The following is a 22,385-nucleotide window of genomic DNA, read 5'->3' as shown; positions in this document are numbered from 1 at the left end:
AAAATCAGTACTGTCCCATTCGCACAACCCATATTCCGTTTATCTTCTTAATACATCCATTATTTGGATAACATGACATTTCTTTAAACTCTGTGCTGCTTAGAATATTCTCTCTTTCTTCTGCGGTAACACTTTCTGGTCTTATTCCCATGTATACTCTCAAAACAGATAATCCTACTCCTTCTGACAAAAATCCGTTTTCTAATGCAAGTCCTTCAATATCTCTATATCGCTCTCCATCTCTCATATCACTTGCAATCGGGATTTTATAGGTATCATAGTTTCCCAAAAGAATCAGCTTTTCATCATAATTGTAGCCTTCGATTTCCAGTCTTGACAAAATTCGATTATAGAAGTTGACTGAACGGTTTAACGCTGTCTGTGTTCTTAAATATGCTCCATTATCAACTTTAAAATATGCAAAAGACATCAAAAGAATACAAACTGCCAATATATAAGAAATAAACCTTGCAAATTTTACACTTTTTATCTCCAGTATCAACATCTCTGAAATCTTGATAAAATACAGGTACATACAAACATATGCAAAAGTCATTACTGTGGATGCATGTGTTACTGTAGGTGCCATAAGATATGTAAGAGACATTCCAAGAGGAAGAAGTATCAATATAAAAAGAATTGATAATACTCGCCCTATATTAGATAAAATCTTCTCTCCATTTCTTTCCATAGTAATTGTAAAAGCAGTGAAAACAAGAGTTAAAACTGAAATCAAAACATTCATAACAGTCGGAAATCCCTCTAGATATCCATGCATTGCTGTCAGAAAATACTGAGCAAATCTATGATAAGCTCTTACAAAGGCATAGATTAAATCTGTAATAGATACTTTTCCTATTTCTCCCATTCCCTTGTAGTTAGCAAGAGTCACTCCGCTTAATCCAAGCAGAATAAAATACACTCCCATTCCAAGTCCCAAGGTTACAAGGAAGTAAATTCCTAGCTTAAAATTCGTCATTAAATCTGCTTTCTTCTTATCTGCTCCAATAAGCCTGAATGCAATGATAAGAAGGAAAAAAGTTACTGCAAGACTAAAATATGCCTGATAGATCATCATGCTAAGCATAATAAAAAAAGTTCCTAAAACTACGCCTATACCAAGCGCACTTACTTTTGCTTCTTTTTCGTACTTTTTCCAGAAAGTATATGCCCAAAACACACCAAGAAGTATTAACAAAATTGCAATTTCGAATGTTGGTGACATAAAACCATAAAGAAGATTAGCTGTAACAGACGGAAATGTTGTTACTATAGCTGAAATCAAAAAAGCACTGCTATTTGTTTTTATTTCCAACAGACATACCATAACACAGACTGCTATCGCCAAAAAGAAAATGGAACTTAGTCCCTGAAGCGCAGGCGCACCCCATTTTGAAAACATTCTTTCAATATAAGGTTCCAAAAATCTTCCAAGATATTTTCCACCGCCTTCATAGGCTCCTACTCCAAGGTCATCCCAATTGGTAAGCTTATTAGTTATTATAAAAAGATGCGTCAATATTCCACATACAATCGATGTGATAAAAGCTGTTTTAACTACACTTGACATTTTTTTCCAAATATCTATTAATACTTCCTTAGAGTTTTGACAATTTCTATTCTCGCCCATTTTTCCTCCAGTTACTCAAAAAGCAAAAAACATGTTTTTCCAAACGCGAAATAAGCGTTGCTATTTTTAAAAGAATATACAAAAAGGTATTTTTTTCCTGATAAGTCTTGTTAAAATACAGTTTTGACTTCATGTATATTCTATATGTTCTCATCTCTGATAATGAATTTTTTATTGATGCGGAATGGTTGTGCCTGTAAAAAGCATCTGTAACAAGCCCTTCTTTATATTCCGGAGCAAAATAGCTTATTTTTTTTGCCAAACACATTTCCTCATAGAATAAAAAAGTATTCTCATCAAGATATCCCACTTTTTCCAAAAGACTTCTCCTGACAGCAAATAAACTTCCCTGAATTGCATCAACTGTCTGAACTCTTTTGTCTTGAATTGTATAGGGATACTTCTTTTCAAAATATCTGTTATAAGAATAAAAACATAAAAGAATTTCCTGTAAATAGGTAGGAATTTTTATATATGGTCTTTCATCGATATTTCCATCCATTTTCTGCATAATAGCACCAAGAACGCCATATTCTTTTTTTTCATCAAATGTATTTAAAATATTTCTAACTAAATCGGCATTAAATTCAACATCAGGATTGGCAATAAATACTATGTCTACACCTACTTCGTTGCATAAAAACCTGGCTCCGATATTATTCCCGCTTGCATAGCCTTTGTTTGCACCACTTTGTAAAACTGTAATTTTGTCTGATTTCTCAAGACGTTTTAGTTTTACATATGAATCATCAGTTGAACAATTATCTACAACACAAATTTTATCAAATTCTTTGATGTCTAATGATTTTCTAGCAAGGTTAACCGTTCTTGCGCTATCATTATAATTCAAAAGTACCAGTCCTGCTTTTTGCATGAAATACTCTTACCTTCACATTTCTTCTTTATAATATTTTGATAATCTATACTGTCTTAACGTTCTTATTATTCTGCAAAAAATAGTTATAAGAGGAAATGGAATCCTGTTTTCTCTAAGTGCCCTATAAGCTTCTTTAGTGTTCCTTATATAACCTTTCATGCCTTCGCTGCTTGTTCCACCTATGAACATCCTGATAAGAACTTTAGGAATATAGTTCATTTTTACCTTTTTGCTTTTTAGGATCCTTAACATGAATTCGTAATCAGATGAACTTCTATACTCTGTTTTGTAAAGACCAAATTCATCATAAACACTCTTTCTAAGATACATGGTAGGGTGAGCTGGAAGCCATCCGCTTATAATCGATGCTGGCGGCATATGCCAATATCTTTTACACTCTATTCCATTTGCATATATAAGATCAGAATATACTCCGTCGAAATTCCCCTTATTAAGCGCATTTATGAAAATAGATATGGCTCTTGTGGTTGTAAATTCATCATTAAAGACCGCTATTACATCTCCCGAAGCCATTCTGATACCCTTATTCATGCCATCATAAATACCATTATCTTTTTCAGAAACCCATTTAACACTTTTACCAGGATATTCTCCATCTTCAATCTTTGCAGAATACTCTTTTATAAGTTCCAATGTTCCATCTGTTGACTTGGAATCAACAATTATCAATTCTATGCAAGGATAATCCTGCTTGAGCGCATTCTCAATAGATATTTTGAAATGCTCCCTGCAGTTATATGTTGTCATAATGAGTGATACTTTTTCTATCAAAATCTATCTCCATAAGACAAAAAGCCCGGAACTATGCCAGGCTTTCAGTTTTTAGTGCTTATCCAAATCTGTCTTAAGCTTCTTAGCAAGTTCTTCTACTGAAAGAAATTCCTTATTATTTCCAGAAGAATACTCAAATCCCTCTTCAACTTTCTTTCCACCAGGAACAACCATTGAATCACTCCACCAATTGTAATATGGATAGATGATATAATTCTTTTCATACTCGTATGTACGAGGTGCATCTTCTGCTGTAATCATAACCTCATGAAGTTTCTCACCTTCACGAATACCAATCTCCTTAACTTCGCAATCAGGCTTCATTGCCTTTGCAAGATCAGTGATAGTAAAAGATGGAATCTTTGAAATGAAGGTTTCTCCACCCTGACTATCCTCTAATGCCTTAATAACAAGTTCAACACCCTGCTCAAGACTAATCCAGAAACGTGTCATACGGAAATCTGTGATAGGAAGAACTGTTTCACCCTGATCAATGAGATTCTGGAAAAATGGAATTACAGAACCTCTGCTTCCTGCAACGTTACCGTATCTTACTACTGAAAATCTTGGTCCATCATTTCCTGAATATGCATTTGCAGCACAGAAAAGCTTATCAGAAACAAGCTTTGTTCCTCCATACAGGTTTACAGGATTAACAGATTTGTCTGTAGAAAGCGCAACAACCTTCTTAACATTAGCATCAAGACAAGCATCAATAACATTCATCGCACCATTAATGTTAGTCTTAATAGCCTCATTTGGATTGTATTCACATGCTGGAACCTGCTTTAATGCAGCAGCATGAATAACATAATCTACACCTTTCATAGCTCTATGAAGACGTTCTGCATCTCTTACATCTCCAATAAAGAAACGAAGGATATGAGCATATTCCTTGTACTCATTCTGCATTACAAACTGCTTATATTCATCGCGAGAATAAATAATAATCTTCTTTGGTGAGTAATGTTTTAATACATAACTTACAAAATGATGTCCGAATGAGCCTGTGCCTCCGGTTACCAATATAGTTTTATTATTTAACATATTTTTTCTCCTTTATAATCAACGCCTTTTAATTATACTTTTATAAAATAGAATAAGCAAATAATTAATCGTTTTTACCTTCAAACTGAGACTTAAGATCTTCTGCAACTATTTCTTCACCACTCTTTTCTTTGAGCTGCTGCATAGATGCCTCTGAAAGTCCGTTACTTGCAGTTGCACCACATCTAAAGTCACATGTAGAACATGCATCCAGTTCCTGTTTTGTAACCTTGCCATCTCTATAATCTCTTACAACCTTTAGTTCGAACATGCTGTATTTTTTCTTTTTCCAGAAGCGAAGGAACTTATGGTGTATTACCCAAAGTGCCGGAGTCCAGATATACTTGTGCATTGCCGGAGATACTGAACCAATCATCCAGCAGTTTCTGTCACAGTTTCTTACAATTTTTCTGACCTTTTCTGCCTGCTCGCTGTTCCAGAGTTCGTCCCAACTCATTTCATTAAGGTTGCCCATTACTTCCTTTTCTTTAGTACCATTACATGGCATTACATCACCATACGGATCTATAAAAAAAGTATCAAAACTCATATCACAGGGAAGAAGTCTCTTCTGTCCATATATGTAGTTGATAAGACCATGGTTAAAATAAGCTCTGAACCATTTCTTGGGACTATTCGAATTAAGAAGTTCATTTACAAGATCTTCAAAATGCTGTCCTACCATCATTCTATCCTTGATGATATTCTTTGCTTCAACAAAATAGAAGCTATTGTGCAGACTTGCGGTTGCAAACTCCATGCCCATTTCATCAGACAATTTGTAAAGTGGTACAAGATCAGGTGCATTCTTATCCTGTACTGTCATTCCGAATCCGACATCTTTCATACCCATCTCTCTAAGCTTTTTCAACGTTGTATAGCCTTTATTGAAACCATCTTTTAATCCTCTGATTTCATTATTGGTCTTTTCTAGTCCTTCAATGGATATACGAATTCCAACATTAGGAAATTCCTTGCACAAATCTATAATTCTGTCAGTGAAAAATCCGTTTGTGGATATTACTATTCTATCGCTTATCTTCTGAAGTTCTCTAACAATATCCTTCAAATCTTCTCTAATAAAAGGCTCGCCACCTGTAATGTTGGTAAAATACATTGGCGGAAGCTTTTTGATAGTCTCAATTGAGATTTCTTCCTCTGGTTTTGACGGAGCTTTGTATCTATTGCACATTGTACAACGTGCATTACATCTATAAGTTACTATTACTGTTCCATTTAATTTTTTCATATATGCCTCTTACTTACTTTTTCCTTATTCTCTTTGTGAAAATACTGTAAAGATATCCAAACTCTTTGCACTTTCCAAATGAAACGAGAAAAATCCCATTATAAACAACAGTTATCATTATTCCTGTTATTAAAAAGTTGATTAAATTTACCCTAGGAAGTGTAAGCTTGCTTAAGTACGCACTTAGAAAAAGTGTTAATATCAGGACAACATGATATTTAACAGAATCTAAAAAGTACAATAAGCTTTTTTGCCCAAAACACTCTCGATAAATTATGACAGGTCTCACAAAATTAGCAATGACTCCGCTCACAACAGTTCCTATATATACACCTGCAAGTCCAATCTTAATAGCCAGTACAATAGAAATAACAAGATTGACAATTCCCTGTATCATTGCAAGATATTTGTCCTGTTCAAACTTACCTGCTGCTGTTTTAAAATTATTGACTACTATTCTCTCACCCTTTAGATAATATTCTATTATTATCCAAACCATTATATTAGCACCCATACTCCACTTTTGACCATATAAAATTTGAATAAGGGGTGATAATAAAATATAAAATCCTACAGCAGAAAAGCCATAAATCCATACTGCAAAAAATCTATAAACTTTAAACATTTCGTACTGTTTATTTCTGGATTCTGTTGCAATCAGATTTCCAAATCCTGGAAGGGCTGAGTTAAAAATTGTATTTACAAAGCTAGAAACAGTGTTGATAACCATATTAAAGTTATCTACAACGCCTGTTGTAAGTACTCCAATAAATGTTGTGATAATAACAGAATCTGTCTGTAGTCTGGCCGTATCACCGATTTTTAACCATAACAGAGCACTTGTTTTGCCTTTTACTTCATCCTTTTGCTTTTTTGTAAGCGGCTTTACATCCTTCTCTTCAAGATAAGGATACATTTTGCCAAGATATTTACTTACAAAAATCTTCTGAACTGTTCCAATAAACAAATCTGTCAAAAGATATGCATAAAAACTTGAAGTTAAAAACAATACTACTATCTGCATAGTTACAGATATCATTTTGGTTATAGTAATAATATTAGTTTGAATATATGTTTTTTGCTCAGCATTTACAAGACTGTACTTGTAGGCAACAAGATAAGAGGTTGCACTGTTGAACAAGAAAATCAAATAATAGCATATCAAATCTCTATCAGATACAGAAGAAGCGCCTGATGCCATTAGCCTTAAAAATGGAATCAGCATAACCCCTATAACTGCTACTACTAAAGCTATTATTCTATATGCCTTTTTGTACAAAGCCATATAAGACTTTATTTCTTCTGTATTGCCTTCTGCTATAGGCTTATACAAACTGAAATTAAGTGCAGTTCCTATTCCAAGTTCTGCTAAAGACAATGTTGATAAAATTCCTGTATAAAATCCATTTACACCCAAAAGAGTGTCTGAGAGTTTCAATATAAAAAGCTTTCTTGAAACGAAGCCTAAAAGCGAAGTTATAAGTGTTCCAAGATATCCAAAAAAGATATTTCTTATCGTATTTTTTACTCTGCTTTGATTATCCATTCCTAAGTTTACCTATAATTAGCTTCCCACTCTTCATATGGAATAGCTCGTATTGATTTTACTCCAAAATATTTTTCGTATTGAATATTAGTCCAAAATGATGGATCATCCTCAAGTTCCATAGCATCAAAAGCACAAGTATATCTGTTATTGAACTCTTCATGGAACTTAGCTACAACAATATTCTCATTTCCAAGATCTATCTGTTCTTGTATATATGCCATTCTTTCATTATAATCTCTTCTTAGTCTTCCAAGCATTGCACCGCTGTTAACAATTTCAAACGTTAATAATGTAAGCAAAATACCGGTTGCAAGACTATATGAAAATCTAAGAATCATATCTGCAGATTTTCCTGCATTTGCAGCATCAAGTTCAAGATTATCTGTGATACCTTGAATTACCGCGATTATAAGAAATATTCCTGATCCAAAAAGAGCTCTTATCTGAGGCGTTGCAGTAGCTGCGAGTGCATAATCAGTAGCCAAATGCAATGCAAAGAACAAAACTCTCAAACGTATCACATAAAGAAATGTCTTTATATCTGTTTTTCCGTTTTTACTAGTATATGTTACGTAAGTCCAGATAATAGTTGCCATTAGTATTATATACAAACAAAGAAAAGCTTGCCTGTTATATAATGTAAGTTTCTGTATTCTTGCAATTATACCTACTATTCCATGAAAATTTTCTTCTTCTGCTGTAAACTTTGCTCTTCCTCTAACTCCAGGTCCAAGGACCAAAAATCCAAGGCCTATCAGATTACCAGCAAAAGCTGTATATAAATATAAAGGATTCTTTTTCTTTTCTTTTAAGCCGATTACTATAAGAATAAGTACAAATAACAAACTTCCACCTGAAGTATTTTCATTGCACCAGCCGCCTGCCCAACCAAAGAAAAACATAAGAATTGCTATTAACAAATTCCCTTTATTATCTTTTTGAATAAGTTTCCACAAACAAGTCATGAATCCCAGGATAATGGTCATTCCCCATAAGTAAACAAAAGCTCCGCATTCCCATAGAATTGTCTGAGCAAAAGAAACCGCGAATATCCAAAGAGAAAGTTGTACAAGCAGCATTGTAAACGGATTCCATTTATCTTTTTTCTGGATATTCATGTAAATTAAGAAACCCAAGATGCTAAACACTATGCTATTTGCAAATTTCAAAACAAATTCCGGCGCACATAAAAAAATTCTAAACAGCATAAAAGTTACACTTCTGCCATTCCAGGTCATATACTGATGGTATTCTTGTTTGAACAAATCTAATAGATTTGATGCTGATCTAGCCTGTTTTGCGTACTCTAAATCATCTGACAATAGCGGTGTAAATAAATTAAACACAAAAACTGTCAAAAAAGACATTACAACGATAAGCCAAACAAGCTTTTTCTTTTTTTCCTGACTCATAACTACTATCCTTTTTACTTATTATCGAACTTGACCTTCTTCGTCGATAAGAACCCAATTTTTCCAATAATCATGCATCTTTTCTTCGATGACTTCCTGATTATTGCGCATCTTATATGGTCTGATGCATACTTTATCTTCTCTATTATTGAGCCTTGCTCCCCAAAAAGAGAAAGTTGAATTTGCGCAAATATTTACTTTGCAACAGCTCATAAGAAGCATATCGACTATACTGTTTCTTCCTGTATTCCAATCTACTATAGTGAATCTATTTTCATCACTATATTTTTTCTTTGCATATTCGCTATCATTTGAAAAGATATAAAAATGCATATCTTTTGAACATTCCAAAGCCTTTTGTATAGCACTCTCATAATACTTATCAGTTGCAATGTTACCAAAAAGTTTGAAATTAACAGGATCAGTTACATAATCACCCATTCTAAGATGAATACTGCAGGAATTCGAATTCCTCATTTCATCCATAAGATACTCATTTTTCCTGGCAATATCACTATCACTGTTTTGAGGAAATACAAAATCTTTTCTAATCTCCGGAAGTATATCTTCATAATATTTGTTACACAAAAAAAATCCCTGAAGATATCTATTATCCATATCATAGATTTCCGGATGATACATTTCTTTTTCTGACCAGATTTTGTTTTTATCTGGAAAAAGTTTGTTTAAAACCTTATGAAAAACAGATTTGTTTAAAAAAACATCTCGCTCTTTTTTAGTACATTCCTCCATAGGAAGATTATCAAAAAATTTTAATTCACACTCTCTTTTTGCAGACACATTAGTCTGATTTTGAGGTTCAAACCACGACAAGTCGAGTTTAACGTCTTTTCCTGTTTTTTTCAGCTTTCTATACATTGCATATTGCTGCATCTGGTTTCCAAGACCACCAGCTACTTGTATTATTAGCATTTTATTTCTCCACAATCAAAACTTTGCTGTCCAACATCAATATCCAATAAAGTAATGACCTTTGCATATTATAAATGAATTCGTATTTACTGCACTTTTACAAGATGTAGTCTTCGCTCCAAGGAACGAATTATTCTCTTTGCAAAATAAACACCATAAATAAACTTTCTACGAACTACCTGCAAACCTCTTCTGCATCCTGTAGGCTTAATGTTTCGTCTTGCATATGCTTTAGACTTTTTCTTGTATTCTTCAAGTTCTTTTCTACACTCATCTGCTGAAAAGAGTTTTCCTTTTCTATCCTGATAGGTTAAAAATGAGTATATGTTTTGCTCAGACGCCCAGTAACCATTGGATACATTGTGCCTTGCCCAATACTTTGGTGCTATAGCAAACTTTAACTCATCGCTTGTCATTGCAGGGAAAACTGCAAATGATGAATTTGCAAGCAGCAAATATCTTGCATTTTTGATTGTTACATAGTCTTTTCCTATATCATTGCATACAGCCTTAACTTCAGGAAGAATCTTATGAGCAGCAGCAATATCATCTGTCACCATCAAAAATTCCATATTTGGATTTTTTCTGCGCATATTCTTCATGCCGTTTATCCAGTATTTTCTATCAAGATGAAGGTCTGGATTATTCTCATAATCTCCGCATCTCATATGGATAATACAAAGATTATCGCTAGTATATTCCTTGGAATCATACTCCTTTTTTACTTTCAGCCATTCTTTTATTTCATCCTTGTATGCACCAAAATAACTCTCATCCTGAAGATTTCCATACAAAAGAGTATTGTCCTCAACTTCATGAATTTCTTTTTTGGAACCACTTATATAAGCACCGTTCTCCATATCAGACTTTGAAGTACCAACATACATGCGTGTATCATCATCATCAAATACTTTAAAACTCTTCTTATCTTCTTCTGATATTTCAATTCCTGTATCAATATCCATGAAATACATGCCTGTATTAGAATGAATATTATTTGCAAGACACTCCGGATGACAGATTCCAAATTCACAACCTCTTTCTTTTGCTATAGCTCTTGCTGTAACGTAGGCAAAAAGCTGGTTTCCTAATCCCTGTCCTTTTAAAAGTTCTGTTCCAATCATGTTTTTTCCTTTTTATCTGCATGTTTGTAGATTATTTATTAGTACACCAAATAATCATCAACAGTTTTATTTACAAACAGTATTTTTCCATCCTCTATACAGTTGCAAATAAAGCCATGGAGAAAATTTAAATAATAATATTTTCACTTTATACCCAAATGAAAGTCCTAAAAAAGTCCTATTTTTTCTAAGCGAATGTTCCAAGGATTTCTTAACAAATTCAATTGCTTCTTTTTTTTCATCTCTTGAAATGTTTTTGCTGTTTCTGGCAACTTTAGAAGCTACGAGCATAGCTGACATGCACTGAACAACTGACAGCTGAACATATGTAAATTCGCTGATTTCTCCTTTTAGTGGTAAAACTCTTTTTTCAACTTCATCCCAACATCTTATCTGATCAAGATAGGATGCTTTATATGAACTGTTCATTGCCCCCTGACTATTATCATAAATATAATGATAACTGTCATCTTCTATAACACTTATATCCTTTTCTTTTCCGAGAATGCATGCTATATCAAGCAGAAACAAAACATCTTCACCAATAGTCCATCCTTCTTTGAAAAAGATTTGATTATCAATAAGAAAATCTTTCTTATAAAGTTTTGCCCATACATGAGAATCTCTGTTAAGGATTCCTTTTTCTACATAATCATATCCCGAAGTACTACTAGCCTTCGGGATATGATTGGTCATCGTAACCATAACCGGGAATACTGATTCATTTTTTATACCAAGTTCAATGTTCTGTTTTTGCCAGTTAAGCGCACCATCTATGAGCTTTTTAAGATAATCTTTTTCTACATAATCATCTGCATCTACAAAAGTTATCCATTTGCCTTTCGATTCCCTAATGCCATAATTTCTAGCATTTGAAACACCATTATTATCAATATGGGACACACCTATTCTGATTCCTAAATTCTCATCAAAGCATCTTTTTACGTATCTTTCGCAAATTGATCCACTGCTATCAGTTGAACCATCATCCACCATTATTATTTCGAAATTTCTATAAGTCTGACTTACTATACTGTCTAGGCATTTCTCTATACTAGCCTCTGCATTATAAAACGGTATTATTACAGATATCTTATTATCAAAATCCAAACAATTAGCCGATTTCATCAAACACATCTTCCCAATATTCGTTTATTTCCATATTTGAAACATCACCTGATTTCAAACTGGATAAAAGCCTTACTTTGCCATTTTCTTCAAGTTCATTTTTCAAGCTAGTGTCTTCCGGCTCTTCATCAAGCAGGATTCTATCTGCCTTTTTAAGAAGTCTTTGTAATCCCGGAAACTCATTTTTGAAAATAAGTACTATCTGCTTGTTTTTAGTAGCAACAGGAAGACAAGGAGTTGTAAAAAGCACCCTGTCACTTCCAAGCTTAGGCAAAAGAGATGCGATACCAAAATGCTTCCATTTAAACTTCTGCCAATTGCTTTCAGGATCCTTATCCATAAGCAGGAAGGTAGTGCCTTCAACATCGAAGTCATTCTGATTGGACATATTGCCCATTACCATGATGTGATGCTCCTGATTCCTTTTGCTGTTCTCTTTTGCAAGACACTCAATTATTCTCTTTACTCGTTCATATTTAACTTTTGTGTTTTCGTCTTCTTTAATCAAAGCAAAACAATCTATTACAAGATTCATATTTCCTCTTTACGGATTAAGATGCACCGCTTCCTTTAAACACTACACTTACTGTTTTAAATAATATTTTTAGGTCAAGACCAAGCGACCAGTTGTCTATATACTGAAGATCAAGTTTCACTATTTCGTCAAAGTCTTCTATATCACTTCTTCCGCTTACCTGCCACATTCCTGTAAGTCCAGGTGTCATACTGATTCGGCGACGATAATACTCATTATACTGTTGAAATTCATTCTCGGTCGGTGGTCTTGTACCAACAAGACTCATATCGCCTTTTAATACATTAAGAAACTGTGGAAATTCATCAAGACTGGTCTTTCTGATGAATGCTCCTACCTTAGTAATTCTTGGATCATTCTTCATCTTAAACATAAGTCCTGTCATTTCATTCTGAGCTTCTAATTCTTTTTTTCTTTCTTCTGCATCAATATACATGGAACGGAATTTGTATATTTTAAATCTTCTACCATTTCTACCAATTCTAGTTTGTGAGAAGAAAATCGGACCAGGAGAATCTATCTTTATCGCAAGACCGACAAAAACTGTCAATATTCCTGTAAAGATAAGTCCTACAAGACCGCCCAATATATCAAACAAACGTTTAATTATAAGTGCTCTGTATCTTCCGGTTCCCTTCGAATAGGATACAACACTGTAACTTCCAAACATACCTACAGAAGTCTGTCCACGCATTCCAGGAAGGTCTACTCCATAATCAACTCTAACCCCCATGTCTTTGAAAGCGTTAATAACATCTTCAAGTTCATTTTGTGTACTATTAGGAGTATAAATAAATACTTCATCCAAAGGCATTGTGGTAACAGTCTTTAAGAGTTCTTTTCTATTGGAAATTATCTTAACTCCTCTAACTTCCTGCCCCTTCATATCTTTATCGATACATACTTCACCTACAATATTATAGTTAATATCAAGATGATGCTGAAGGTGTTTAATTGTTCTTTCAACATACTCTTCTTCTGTAAGCACCAAAACTTTTATAGCTGTATCACTGGTTTTCCAATATGACCACATAAGTTTTCTTACTATCTGATGCAGGAAAAGAGTTATCAAAAAGTTTATTCCTATGAAGATAAACATGACACCTCGTGAAAAGCTGTCACCAAGCTTGACTACATAGTTTGTTACAATAACGCTTACACCCAAAACAGCATTATAAATGAATACTGCATAACATTCCTGAGAAAATCTTCTTTTAATATAATCTCTATTATATTCAGCTGCAAAATTGTAAATAGTGCTAATAAGAATAATGATAACGCACACATAAAAATGCAGCTTCTTGCTGTACATATCTCTAAAGTTCTGAAAACGAATATATGTTGCAAGAACAAATGACAATACTATTGCCACCTGATCAATTATCCATAGCAAATAATTCGTTGCGTATTTATTACTGTTGTTCATCTCTTTTCATCCCCTCATGGTAATTCAAAAAATACATTGCCATTATTAACAAAACAAAATTTCTCCCTATATATACTGAAACCAAATGAGCTTCGACTACAGTATATATACTTAAAACTATCAACATTGGAACAATAGTTTTATCTTTTCTCTTCATTGCCTTATAGAATAAAACAATGATAAGAAAACAAATAATAAGCGCCGGAATCCAGCCATACCAGTAGAATAATCTGACAAATCCCATATCAAAATATACTTCGGTATCTCTTTGCGAAAAAATTTTCCAGCTTCCGATGCTTCCCGCATGACGCTCGGTTCCCCAATAAAGATTCTTGATTCTTCCTGAAAGAAATCTATCAAATCTCTCAAGCTTCTTATTCCACCATGCATCTTTGCTATTGCAGGCGCACCAGATTGAAAACAGAATTCCCGCTGTAAAGATGCTAATTCCTGCAATATATGTAATAGCCTTTTCCCCTACCTTTGTATAATGAAAAAGTGCTGCCAAAATCACAAGAAGCGTTACTCCTAATACACCACTACTGCAATCTGTACAAAGATATAATGCAATATTCATTATCATGAATATCACATAAGCATACCACTTAAGCCTATCATTATACAAATATATAAAAAGAACTAATAACATCAAAACCATACAATGGAAAGCGTTAGAATCTCCCATTCCAAGACAAAGCCGCTGCACGCCTTCTGCATCAGGACTAAACATTTTCCCATATAATCCTGTAACTGATAATATCCCGATTATAATACTACCTGAAAATATCTCCCCAAAATATATCTTCAGTTTTTGAATAATATCTAAATTCTTGCAGGCAGCACCAAACATACAAAACCTTAAAAGTTCATTTCTGCCGCTTATTTTATAGCTGACTGCCGACAGTGCCAAAAGCCCTGCTAGTATAATCAGCTCTTTTTTCTTATATTGCGATAGCGATAACACCACCACAACTAAAGATATAAGAAAAGTTACTCTAAAAACCTGACTCGGATAAGGGAATATATAATCACTCTTATCCATCAAAACAATTAAAACTTCAATTGTCAAAGCCAAAGTAAATAGAATATCTCTTATTCTTTCTACATTTTTGACTTGTTTCACTTTCTTCCCCTGTTAAAATTAAATATTTTTTAAAAAATCTTTGTACTTCTTTTTCCCTTCATTAGAAAATGTACTGTACAAGTATTTATACTCTTTTCGCACCAGTTTAGGATTATCCATACAATAGTTAGTAAGCTGCATGTCACTTATCCCAATCGAAACAAGCGGCTTTTTTGTGTATGTAAAATTCCCGTTTCTCAAACATCTAATGTACATATCCATGTCTATAAGCCATTTTAAATTAGGAGAAAATCTAAAGTTCCTATTCCTAAAAATAACAGCACTCGGAGCACCTATTGTCTGAGCCTTTATAAGCGCTTCTGCATCGTTTTCAAAGACAGTGATTTCTTCATCTGTAGTATATCTTTTATACCTCATATCTTCAGATATCTGCCAAGTACCAGAAAAGGCAAAATCATATCCTTCTTTGACCATATTTACAAAACACTCAAGTGATGTATTATCTGTAAACCAGTCATCATGAAGCATCATTTTAATATACTCTCCACTTGCCATATCAAGTGAGTTATTCCAGTTATCTCCCGGCCTTTTCGTGGATTTATGTGTTTTATAAAAAACATCTTTTATTTCAGGATGTTCTTTTTTGAATAGATCTACAATATCCTTTGTCTTTGTAGAATCGCTTTCATCTCTTACATCTTCAGAAATACAGATTTCATAATCTGTGAATGTCTGAATACTTATACTATCCAAAAGCTTTTGAATTCCATCTGGATTATTGTAGGCTGGAATACATATTGATACCGTCTTCACCCTTTAAATCTCCATCAAAATCACTTGTTTTCCCGTCTCAAAAGAACATGCATTATATGACGCATCTTTTTATAAACACGTTCAAAGACAGTCGGATTATCAAACTTTGGATACTTGGCATTTGGTCCTTCCCATTTATGAAAAGCAAATGGCACAATTCCTAAAGTTTCAGGCATTTGCTGCTCCTGACTAAGATATCTGGCAACTTCAATTGGAGCAAATTTAAGTCCATACTCTTCAAGTTCTTTGTGATGATGACAGCACAAAAATCCATCTTCATTGTACCAGCCATAAAAACTCTGCCAAGGTATATTTAATTTAGAAGGTGCCTCTAAAAGCTTCTTACTTCTTATTCCAACGCTATTACCTACTCTTATAAGTTTTCCATCAGGATCTCTAAACGTAATCTTGTCATCACTAGGCGGAATCGGCCACGGAGCACCTATATAGTCATAATCAAGGAATTCATCTCTCCAGCTTTCAGGATTAACTACAAAGCCGTCATAGTGAACCAGCATTATGTGACTAGTATTAACATACTTGTACAGTTCATAGACCATGTCATAATTAAATTTATCAATATTATCTAGCTTCTCAATTTTACCAAATCTTATGTTACTAGGAAGCCCTAAAGGTTTCCTATGTGTTACAAGAACTGCATCTTTAAAATCTACCCTTTCCATGCTGTATTTCATAGCTTTTATGGTAGCTTTTATTTTTACGCTAGTTACTGCAACGAGTGTAACATCTGGAAGCTGTAATTTCCCATTCTTAAACTCAGCCACAAATAATTACCTGCAACTCTTTCTATTATTTAAATTTGCGCATAACATGATGATAAGCTTTTCTGCAAAATCTTCCAACTGTAAGATCAAGTTTACATCTAAGTCTCATTACTTTAGTTATTCTAGGCATTATCAAATGTTCATATTCATCAATGTGTTCTAACAAATACTTTGGATATCTATTATCAACTTCAATTCGCTTGAATTTGGCAGGACGCCCAAAAATGTCTTCCCCAAGCATTAGATGATCCATTGTTTCAGCTAAAATCTCACGTTCATTATATTCCTGATGAGCTGCAGCCATAACCTTCTTGCCGATACGCTTCAGTGCATTTGTCTCTTTATAGCCGCCCATATAACCAAAATGCCAACCGCCATTTTCTACGCGAACAGATTTTTCATCAGTCACTTTTACTTGATCTCTAAGACGAACAATTCCATCCTCAGGAATCTGCAAAATGCTTGTAACCTTAGTTCCAAGCCACTTTCTTTCATTATCAGGGATTTCTGGAAACTCGCCTGCTGTTGCAAGAAGAGTACCTGTAACTTCGAGCATATTCATGAAAGCATAAAAATTATCCTGTGCAAGATGATAAACCTTGTTCTTATCAAAACCAGCAATTATCTTCTTCAATGTATCAGGATTTGGAATTTCATCACAATCACTAAAAATAAGTACATCATCACTAGTAGCATCTTTTAGACCTTCTATGAGATGATTTTTTTGAAAAATATCTCTTTCAAAAGTATTCAAATTCTCAGGATTTTCATCCACTACTATATATGTAATCTTATGAAGAAACTCTTTGAACATGTCTTTGTTTTTTTCAAAACACAGTTCTTTCTTTTGTCCCGAAAAAGTCGTAGTAGCTTCTTCAATAATAAACTTATCAACAATAGGGTCTAGTATATTAAGTCTTAGCTTTAAAATATCCAGTTCATTAAAAAACGGAATTATGTCGTAAACCAACTTTTTCTCTCCTACAATCAGTGTATTATGTGTTTTCCATCAAGTGAAGTCTTAGTTATTTTACCACCTGAAACCTCATAGATTATATCACATTTCTCAATCGTATTGAGTCTGTGCGCAATAATAATCATTGTCTTCTTTCCATGGAAACTGTTAACAGCCTGCATAACTGCTGCCTCTGTCTCATTATCAAGTGCAGAAGTTGCTTCATCAAATACAAGAATTTCCGGATTGTGATAAAGTGCTCTTGCAATTCCAATTCTCTGTCTCTGACCACCAGAAAGTCGTACACCTCTATCTCCTATCTTGGTATCAAGACCTTCCGGAAGACTTTTAATAAACTCATCAAGCTGAGCTTCTTTTAACACTTCCCATATTCTATCATCACTTATTTCTTCAGCATCTATACCAAAAGCTATGTTTTCTCTTATTGATTCATCGATAAGATATATCGACTGAGGAATATAGCCAATCTGTGAAAGCCATGATTCATAATTGCTGAAGATATTCTTAGAATCACATGTAACTTCACCTTCTTTTGCATGAAGAAGCCCAAGAATAATATCAACAACAGTTGATTTACCGGCTCCAGAAGGTCCCATAATACCTACAGATTTACCTTTTGGTATGACCATGCTGGCATCTGTTAAAATATCTTTTTCACCTTGTGGATAACGGAAAATAATATTTTTAAGTTCTATCTTATCTTTAAGGCTAAGTGCAGGTCCTGAAATCTTCTCTTTTATAGCGCGCATCTTCTTGTCAGTTTTCATTGATTCTGTAAGATTGTCATAAACATAGTTTAAGCTCGGCTCTTCATAAGCAATTTCCGACAAATATGTATTGATACGATTAACGCTTGGCATTATTCGCATTGCAGCAACACCAAATGCGGTAAGCTGAGGTATAAGTTTTGCGACATTTCCGCCATTAAGAATATAGACAGTGATAAAGCCTAATACACTTCCCATAAACACTGTTTCTATCAGATATCTTGGTATAGCATTTAAAACAGAATACTCTTTGGTAAGCTTTGCTCCTACAAGTCCGCTTTCATAGTAGTTTCTAATAAAAAAATCTTCTCTATTTAAAACTTTAACATCTTTAAGACCGTAAATTGCCTGAAGTCTCCACTTGGCAATTCTAGACTGTGTACTCTGATTTCGTGCTCCAAGCTTTGAAAGTCTAGGTTTTAAAACCTTGGTAATAAAAAGCGTAAGAATAGCAAATACGCCTACTATAAAAATCGTCATAGTAAGATTTACAACCAGAATGACTATTGCAAGGCATACTGATACTACAAGCTCCGTCGCAAGCTGCAGCATAGCTAAAACCATAGCAAACATATTCGGAATATCGCTATCTGTAATTCTAAATACAGTTGGGATGTCAGCTCCAAGATAGTCTTCATAAGGTCTATTCAAAAACTCTCTCATTACACGACTTATCATTTCATTTCGCCCATAAGAAATAAACGAAGACTGCCTTGCTGTGAGCAAAAGTAAATAGCAGTTCTTAATAAGATAAATAACAATTAAAGATACAAGCAAAGTAATAATAATCTTCTGATCTGTATTAAGTCCTATATCAGAAAGAAACTGCTTTGATCCAGGTATTCTTTGGTCTATTCCATCGATAGCTTCATGCAAAGATTTTGGTACTATAATAGCCGATACAACAGGTACAAGCATTGAAACACCAAGAGTTTCAAACAAACCGCCTATTAATATCATAATTGCAAGAATTACAAACTGACCTTTCTGCCTTCTATCAAAAACATATCGCATTTTGTGAATAACACTAAGTGATTCTGTTCCTTTTTTCCTTCTATCCTTTGTTATTATACCCATTTTCTCATCCTTACATTAAAATCATATCATCTGTATAGATATCAGTCATATTCTTATTATTTAGCCATTTTTTAGGTGCAATCGTAATTGATTTTTCTTTATCCTTGGATAGCCATGCTCCCCACCAGCTAAAACTGCTATTGGCAAGAATATGATTATGACAAAGCGCCATCAGGAAAAGCTCAGAAATATCTGCATGATTGCCATCTGCTTCTACAAATACGACATTCTGATTATCTCCATAATGCTTCCTGCACCACTCTATATCATTTGAAAAGATAAAAAACAGTGCATTTTCTTTCCTACTTGAAATGTATTCAAAACTTTTCTTGTAATAATCATCATCGCAAATACCCTGATAAGTCTCACATATACCCGGAAGAAGATAGTCTCCTCTTCTGACATGAAGACTTACTGATTCTGATTCTTCAATCATTTTCCTGTATTTCTTATTTGTATCTGTCAATAAGAAACCATTGCAGGCATCCCAGATTTTTGACCTTAATAAACTTCTGACTTCCTTACTCTGAAAATATTTCTCACTTTGATAATATCCAATTAAATAAGCATCAGAAAGTTCTAAAACTTTAGAATCAAAATTACCGTCCAAAGGCTCAGAATACTCCAGATTTTTCCTTCCGAAAATCTTCCTCCTTAGCCTTCTTACTATATCCATGTAAGCATCTCTAAGCTTTACCACTTCCTTATCAGTGGATTTATTATATGATAGCCCCAAAAGTTCAAGACATGGACTTCTGTTTTCATCATTTTCAAAGCCAAGATGTTCATCCATCTTCACTTCTTTACCAAGGCTTTCAAGTTGTTTGTATAATCCATAAAGAAAGAGCTGATTCCCCAGCCCTCCCTGCATCATAATAATAATCATAATTTCAATATTATACCACAAATCTATTTTATTTACTATTTTGGCCTAGTAGTTTAGTTAAAACATTATCGTAATATTGTTCAATAGTACTACTCTTTAATTCGTTTGTCTGATTTTTCATCGAATTTAATATTAGTTCATTTATCCAATCACCATAGTGTGTTACATCTCTGTAATTAGCTGGATCACACGTAATATTGAACATGTCATCAAATGCAAACAAATGAATATTGGGACACTGGACCATTAATTTAGCAGCCAGTTTGTAACACTCAAAATCTCTTACTATCTGACCTTCATCTATTCTCATATTCCAATAAGCTCTGCTATACGGTGGAAAAAAATAATAAAACTGCGTATCAGGATTTTCCCGTGCAATCTTAACTGCATTTTGTTCTATAGAATCTGTGAGAGTCTTCTTTTCTCTTGAAGTTAAAGCTTTCTCCATGCCTATCACATCAACATTTTCTTTAACAGGCATATCGACTGTTCCAAAAACAGCTTCTTCCATCCAGTTACTGTAATCATCAAAGCTTGTAACTCCGCTATCTGCCCCCATACATCTTTTCGCCATCATAGGAAAACAGTATTTCATTAATACATCCATATTGAGCAAATATTTCACGTCATTGAAGATATTTGAATCATACAGATAATCTGGATAAGTTCCAAGATCAGTACGCATTGAATTCTCATCTTCAAGAAGATACGTTCCATCAATTCCTCTAATGACCATTTTCACATCATGCGTTTTAACCGCAACTTCCAGATTATCATTGATTTCCTTGAATTTAGCACCGGAAAAACATACCTTTATAAACTTATGCCCAAAAAGATCTTCTGCCTGTGAAGTCTTGAAATTCTGCGTCATAGAAGTTCCTGTTATCACCGCATCATATTCAAAATTTTTAGTAATACCATCATTTTGATATCTTTCATCATCTAATTTGTAAAAAAATCCATCAAGCGGTTTGTGATAATGAAAAAAAGGATCAATAACGGCCACCATAGCACCTGTTAAAATCATTAAGCCTGCGCTTAGTGCTACGAAAGTTTTCACCCATTTTTTTGCTGTCATAGTTACTCTTTCTCTAATAATGCAAGCACCTGATTGGCGTTTTCATACGCTTTTTCTATGTAAGAAGGCATTATTTTCTTTAATCTGTTTCTGATATCATCTTCATTTTCATATAGATAGTTATAAGCTTCTATAAGCTGCTCTCCGTTTAATAAAGACTGTACCGGCAGAACATAATGTTCATGTGAGCCAAAAAGATCTTTTGCAATTCCTCTTGCCTTAACTGAATAACCAAGAACAAGCGTTGGAACACAAGTTGAATATGCAGCAATTGTTGCATGAGTTCTTGCTCCAATAAACATTCTGCAAGAAGAAATAATATACTTGATATTAGAAGCCGGCATATCACCTGTTATAATCACCCTATCTGAAGCTTCAAACAGTCTGTACAAATGATTTAACGGTTTAAGATCATCACTTCTTTCCCAAAAAACATGTGGAATAAGAGCAATCTTAAAGTCAGTTGTAGCTAAAATATACTTTATAAGGTCTTCGTACGCTTTAAGTGCTCCTCCCTTTTGCTTTGCATAATCCTCTACCAGAGGGCTTAAGTTAATACCTATAGTATTACCTTTTTCAAACCCACTAGGAAGCTGACATTCCACAACAGGAAGAGTAAATGCAGGATCCGGAACCAGCATAACTTTTTCTTTTGGAACACCTGCATCAAGCAAGGCCTTATATGTAATACTCTCTCTTGCAAGTATCTTTTCATAAAGCTTCATATCTTCTACGATATCAGGTCTTTTAACAAGATCTGGCTCAACACTGCATCCAAGGAGAATTGTTTTTGAATTTTGATGATGAAGCATCCTGTTAGTAAGTATATTGTCTTCGACCATGTAATCGTAGCAGTAGGTATCTCCCCCAATTCCTACAGCTACCTTTGGAACATTTCTTATTAATGATTTAAACCTATATCTTAAAAATGACTCCCTGTCTCCTGAAAGCTTTCTGTAAATATAATACAAAGTATGTGTAAAAAAGTGCCTTGCAATATGGTTTTCTTCTGCAATTTCACAAAGACTATCCGGAATATACTTTTCATCTTCTTCTTTTGAGTTTGTAGTAACAAGCGGTTTCAATGAAGGTCTTTTTTGCTCAAGCATCTTTGAAAGACTAACAACAATAGCCTCACAACCATGGTTACCACTTCCTGAATGCATATAAAATGCAACGGGTATATTTCTTTTTGCTCTCATATATATTCTCTTTCT

At 34.0% G+C, this 22,385-nt stretch carries 20 protein-coding genes; all 20 read right to left on the bottom strand.

The features are described from left to right. Nucleotides 1-4: 4 nt before the first annotated feature. The 20 genes from G634_RS0108810 to G634_RS0108715 all read right to left on the bottom strand — a co-directional run bounded on the left by G634_RS0108810 (nt 5) and on the right by G634_RS0108715 (nt 22,370). A complete protein-coding gene (locus G634_RS0108810; protein ID WP_026504984.1) occupies nt 5-1,630 on the bottom strand; it encodes a glucosyltransferase domain-containing protein in 1,626 nt (541 codons plus the stop codon). After that, the gene (locus G634_RS0108805; RefSeq protein WP_026504983.1) at nt 1,617-2,504 is read right to left on the bottom strand and encodes a glycosyltransferase family 2 protein; all 888 of its coding nucleotides are present in this window, start codon (nt 2,502-2,504) and stop codon (nt 1,617-1,619) included. Before G634_RS0108805 ends, G634_RS0108810 begins: the two co-directional genes overlap by 14 nt. Before the next feature lie 15 nt (nt 2,505-2,519). Then, nucleotides 2,520-3,299, bottom strand: a complete 780-nt coding sequence (locus G634_RS0108800; RefSeq protein ID WP_051233787.1) for a glycosyltransferase — start codon at nt 3,297-3,299, stop codon at nt 2,520-2,522. A gap of 51 nt (nt 3,300-3,350) precedes the next feature. Further along, nucleotides 3,351-4,346, bottom strand: a complete 996-nt coding sequence (gene pseB / locus G634_RS0108795) for a UDP-N-acetylglucosamine 4,6-dehydratase (inverting) (protein ID WP_026504981.1) — start codon at nt 4,344-4,346, stop codon at nt 3,351-3,353. Between the two features lie 64 nt (nt 4,347-4,410). Further along, nucleotides 4,411-5,595 carry a radical SAM protein gene (locus G634_RS0108790; RefSeq protein WP_026504980.1) on the bottom strand — a complete coding sequence of 395 codons (1,185 nt, stop codon included), beginning with the start codon at nt 5,593-5,595 and terminating at the stop codon, nt 4,411-4,413. Nucleotides 5,596-5,608: 13 nt separating this feature from the next. Further along, nucleotides 5,609-7,141, bottom strand: coding sequence for a lipopolysaccharide biosynthesis protein (locus G634_RS0108785; protein ID WP_026504979.1), 1,533 nt, complete (start codon nt 7,139-7,141; stop codon nt 5,609-5,611). Nucleotides 7,142-7,149: 8 nt separating this feature from the next. Next, nucleotides 7,150-8,556, bottom strand: coding sequence for a DUF3329 domain-containing protein (locus G634_RS0108780; protein WP_026504978.1), 1,407 nt, complete (start codon nt 8,554-8,556; stop codon nt 7,150-7,152). A 21-nt stretch (nt 8,557-8,577) separates the two neighbouring features. Then, nucleotides 8,578-9,489 (bottom strand): alpha-1,2-fucosyltransferase, encoded by a 912-nt coding sequence (locus G634_RS0108775; protein ID WP_026504977.1) that lies wholly within the window; start codon nt 9,487-9,489, stop codon nt 8,578-8,580. Nucleotides 9,490-9,575: 86 nt separating this feature from the next. Continuing rightward, a complete protein-coding gene (locus G634_RS0108770; protein WP_026504976.1) occupies nt 9,576-10,613 on the bottom strand; it encodes a glycosyl transferase in 1,038 nt (345 codons plus the stop codon). 66 nt (nt 10,614-10,679) lie between these two features. Then, a complete protein-coding gene (locus G634_RS0108765; RefSeq protein ID WP_026504975.1) occupies nt 10,680-11,741 on the bottom strand; it encodes a glycosyltransferase family 2 protein in 1,062 nt (353 codons plus the stop codon). Next, nucleotides 11,728-12,276 (bottom strand): hypothetical protein, encoded by a 549-nt coding sequence (locus G634_RS0108760; protein ID WP_026504974.1) that lies wholly within the window; start codon nt 12,274-12,276, stop codon nt 11,728-11,730. The genes G634_RS0108765 and G634_RS0108760 overlap by 14 nt, the downstream gene beginning before the upstream one ends. Nucleotides 12,277-12,292: 16 nt before the next feature. Then, nucleotides 12,293-13,702, bottom strand: a complete 1,410-nt coding sequence (locus G634_RS0108755; RefSeq protein ID WP_026504973.1) for a sugar transferase — start codon at nt 13,700-13,702, stop codon at nt 12,293-12,295. Beyond that, a complete protein-coding gene (locus G634_RS0108750; protein WP_026504972.1) occupies nt 13,689-14,825 on the bottom strand; it encodes a hypothetical protein in 1,137 nt (378 codons plus the stop codon). The genes G634_RS0108755 and G634_RS0108750 overlap by 14 nt, the downstream gene beginning before the upstream one ends. 18 nt (nt 14,826-14,843) lie before the next feature. Next, on the bottom strand, nt 14,844-15,599 hold the full coding sequence (locus G634_RS0108745; RefSeq protein ID WP_026504971.1) for a glycosyltransferase family 2 protein: 756 nt from the start codon (nt 15,597-15,599) through the stop codon (nt 14,844-14,846). Nucleotides 15,600-15,619: 20 nt separating this feature from the next. Next, entirely contained in the window at nt 15,620-16,384 is a 765-nt protein-coding gene (locus G634_RS18585; protein ID WP_242826796.1) for a DUF5672 family protein, read from the bottom strand. 25 nt (nt 16,385-16,409) lie between these two features. After that, a complete protein-coding gene (locus G634_RS0108735) occupies nt 16,410-17,372 on the bottom strand; it encodes a glycosyltransferase (RefSeq protein WP_256379364.1) in 963 nt (320 codons plus the stop codon). Further along, nucleotides 17,372-19,204 carry an ABC transporter ATP-binding protein gene (locus G634_RS0108730; protein WP_026504969.1) on the bottom strand — a complete coding sequence of 611 codons (1,833 nt, stop codon included), beginning with the start codon at nt 19,202-19,204 and terminating at the stop codon, nt 17,372-17,374. Before G634_RS0108730 ends, G634_RS0108735 begins: the two co-directional genes overlap by 1 nt. 10 nt (nt 19,205-19,214) lie before the next feature. Continuing rightward, complete coding sequence (locus tag G634_RS0108725) at nt 19,215-20,090, bottom strand: alpha-1,2-fucosyltransferase (protein ID WP_026504968.1); 876 nt, start codon at nt 20,088-20,090, stop codon at nt 19,215-19,217. A 28-nt stretch (nt 20,091-20,118) separates the two neighbouring features. Next, on the bottom strand, nt 20,119-21,168 hold the full coding sequence (locus G634_RS18580) for a hypothetical protein (RefSeq protein WP_051233786.1): 1,050 nt from the start codon (nt 21,166-21,168) through the stop codon (nt 20,119-20,121). A 2-nt stretch (nt 21,169-21,170) separates the two neighbouring features. Continuing rightward, nucleotides 21,171-22,370, bottom strand: a complete 1,200-nt coding sequence (locus tag G634_RS0108715; RefSeq protein WP_026504967.1) for a polysaccharide pyruvyl transferase family protein — start codon at nt 22,368-22,370, stop codon at nt 21,171-21,173. Between the last annotated feature and the right edge of the window lie 15 nt (nt 22,371-22,385).

The sequence above is a fragment of the Butyrivibrio sp. NC3005 genome (assembly GCF_000424545.1).
Lineage (GTDB): Bacteria > Bacillota > Clostridia > Lachnospirales > Lachnospiraceae > Butyrivibrio.
The sequence above is the reverse complement of the archived record's forward strand: the minus strand, read 5'-3'. Positions and strand labels throughout refer to the sequence as shown.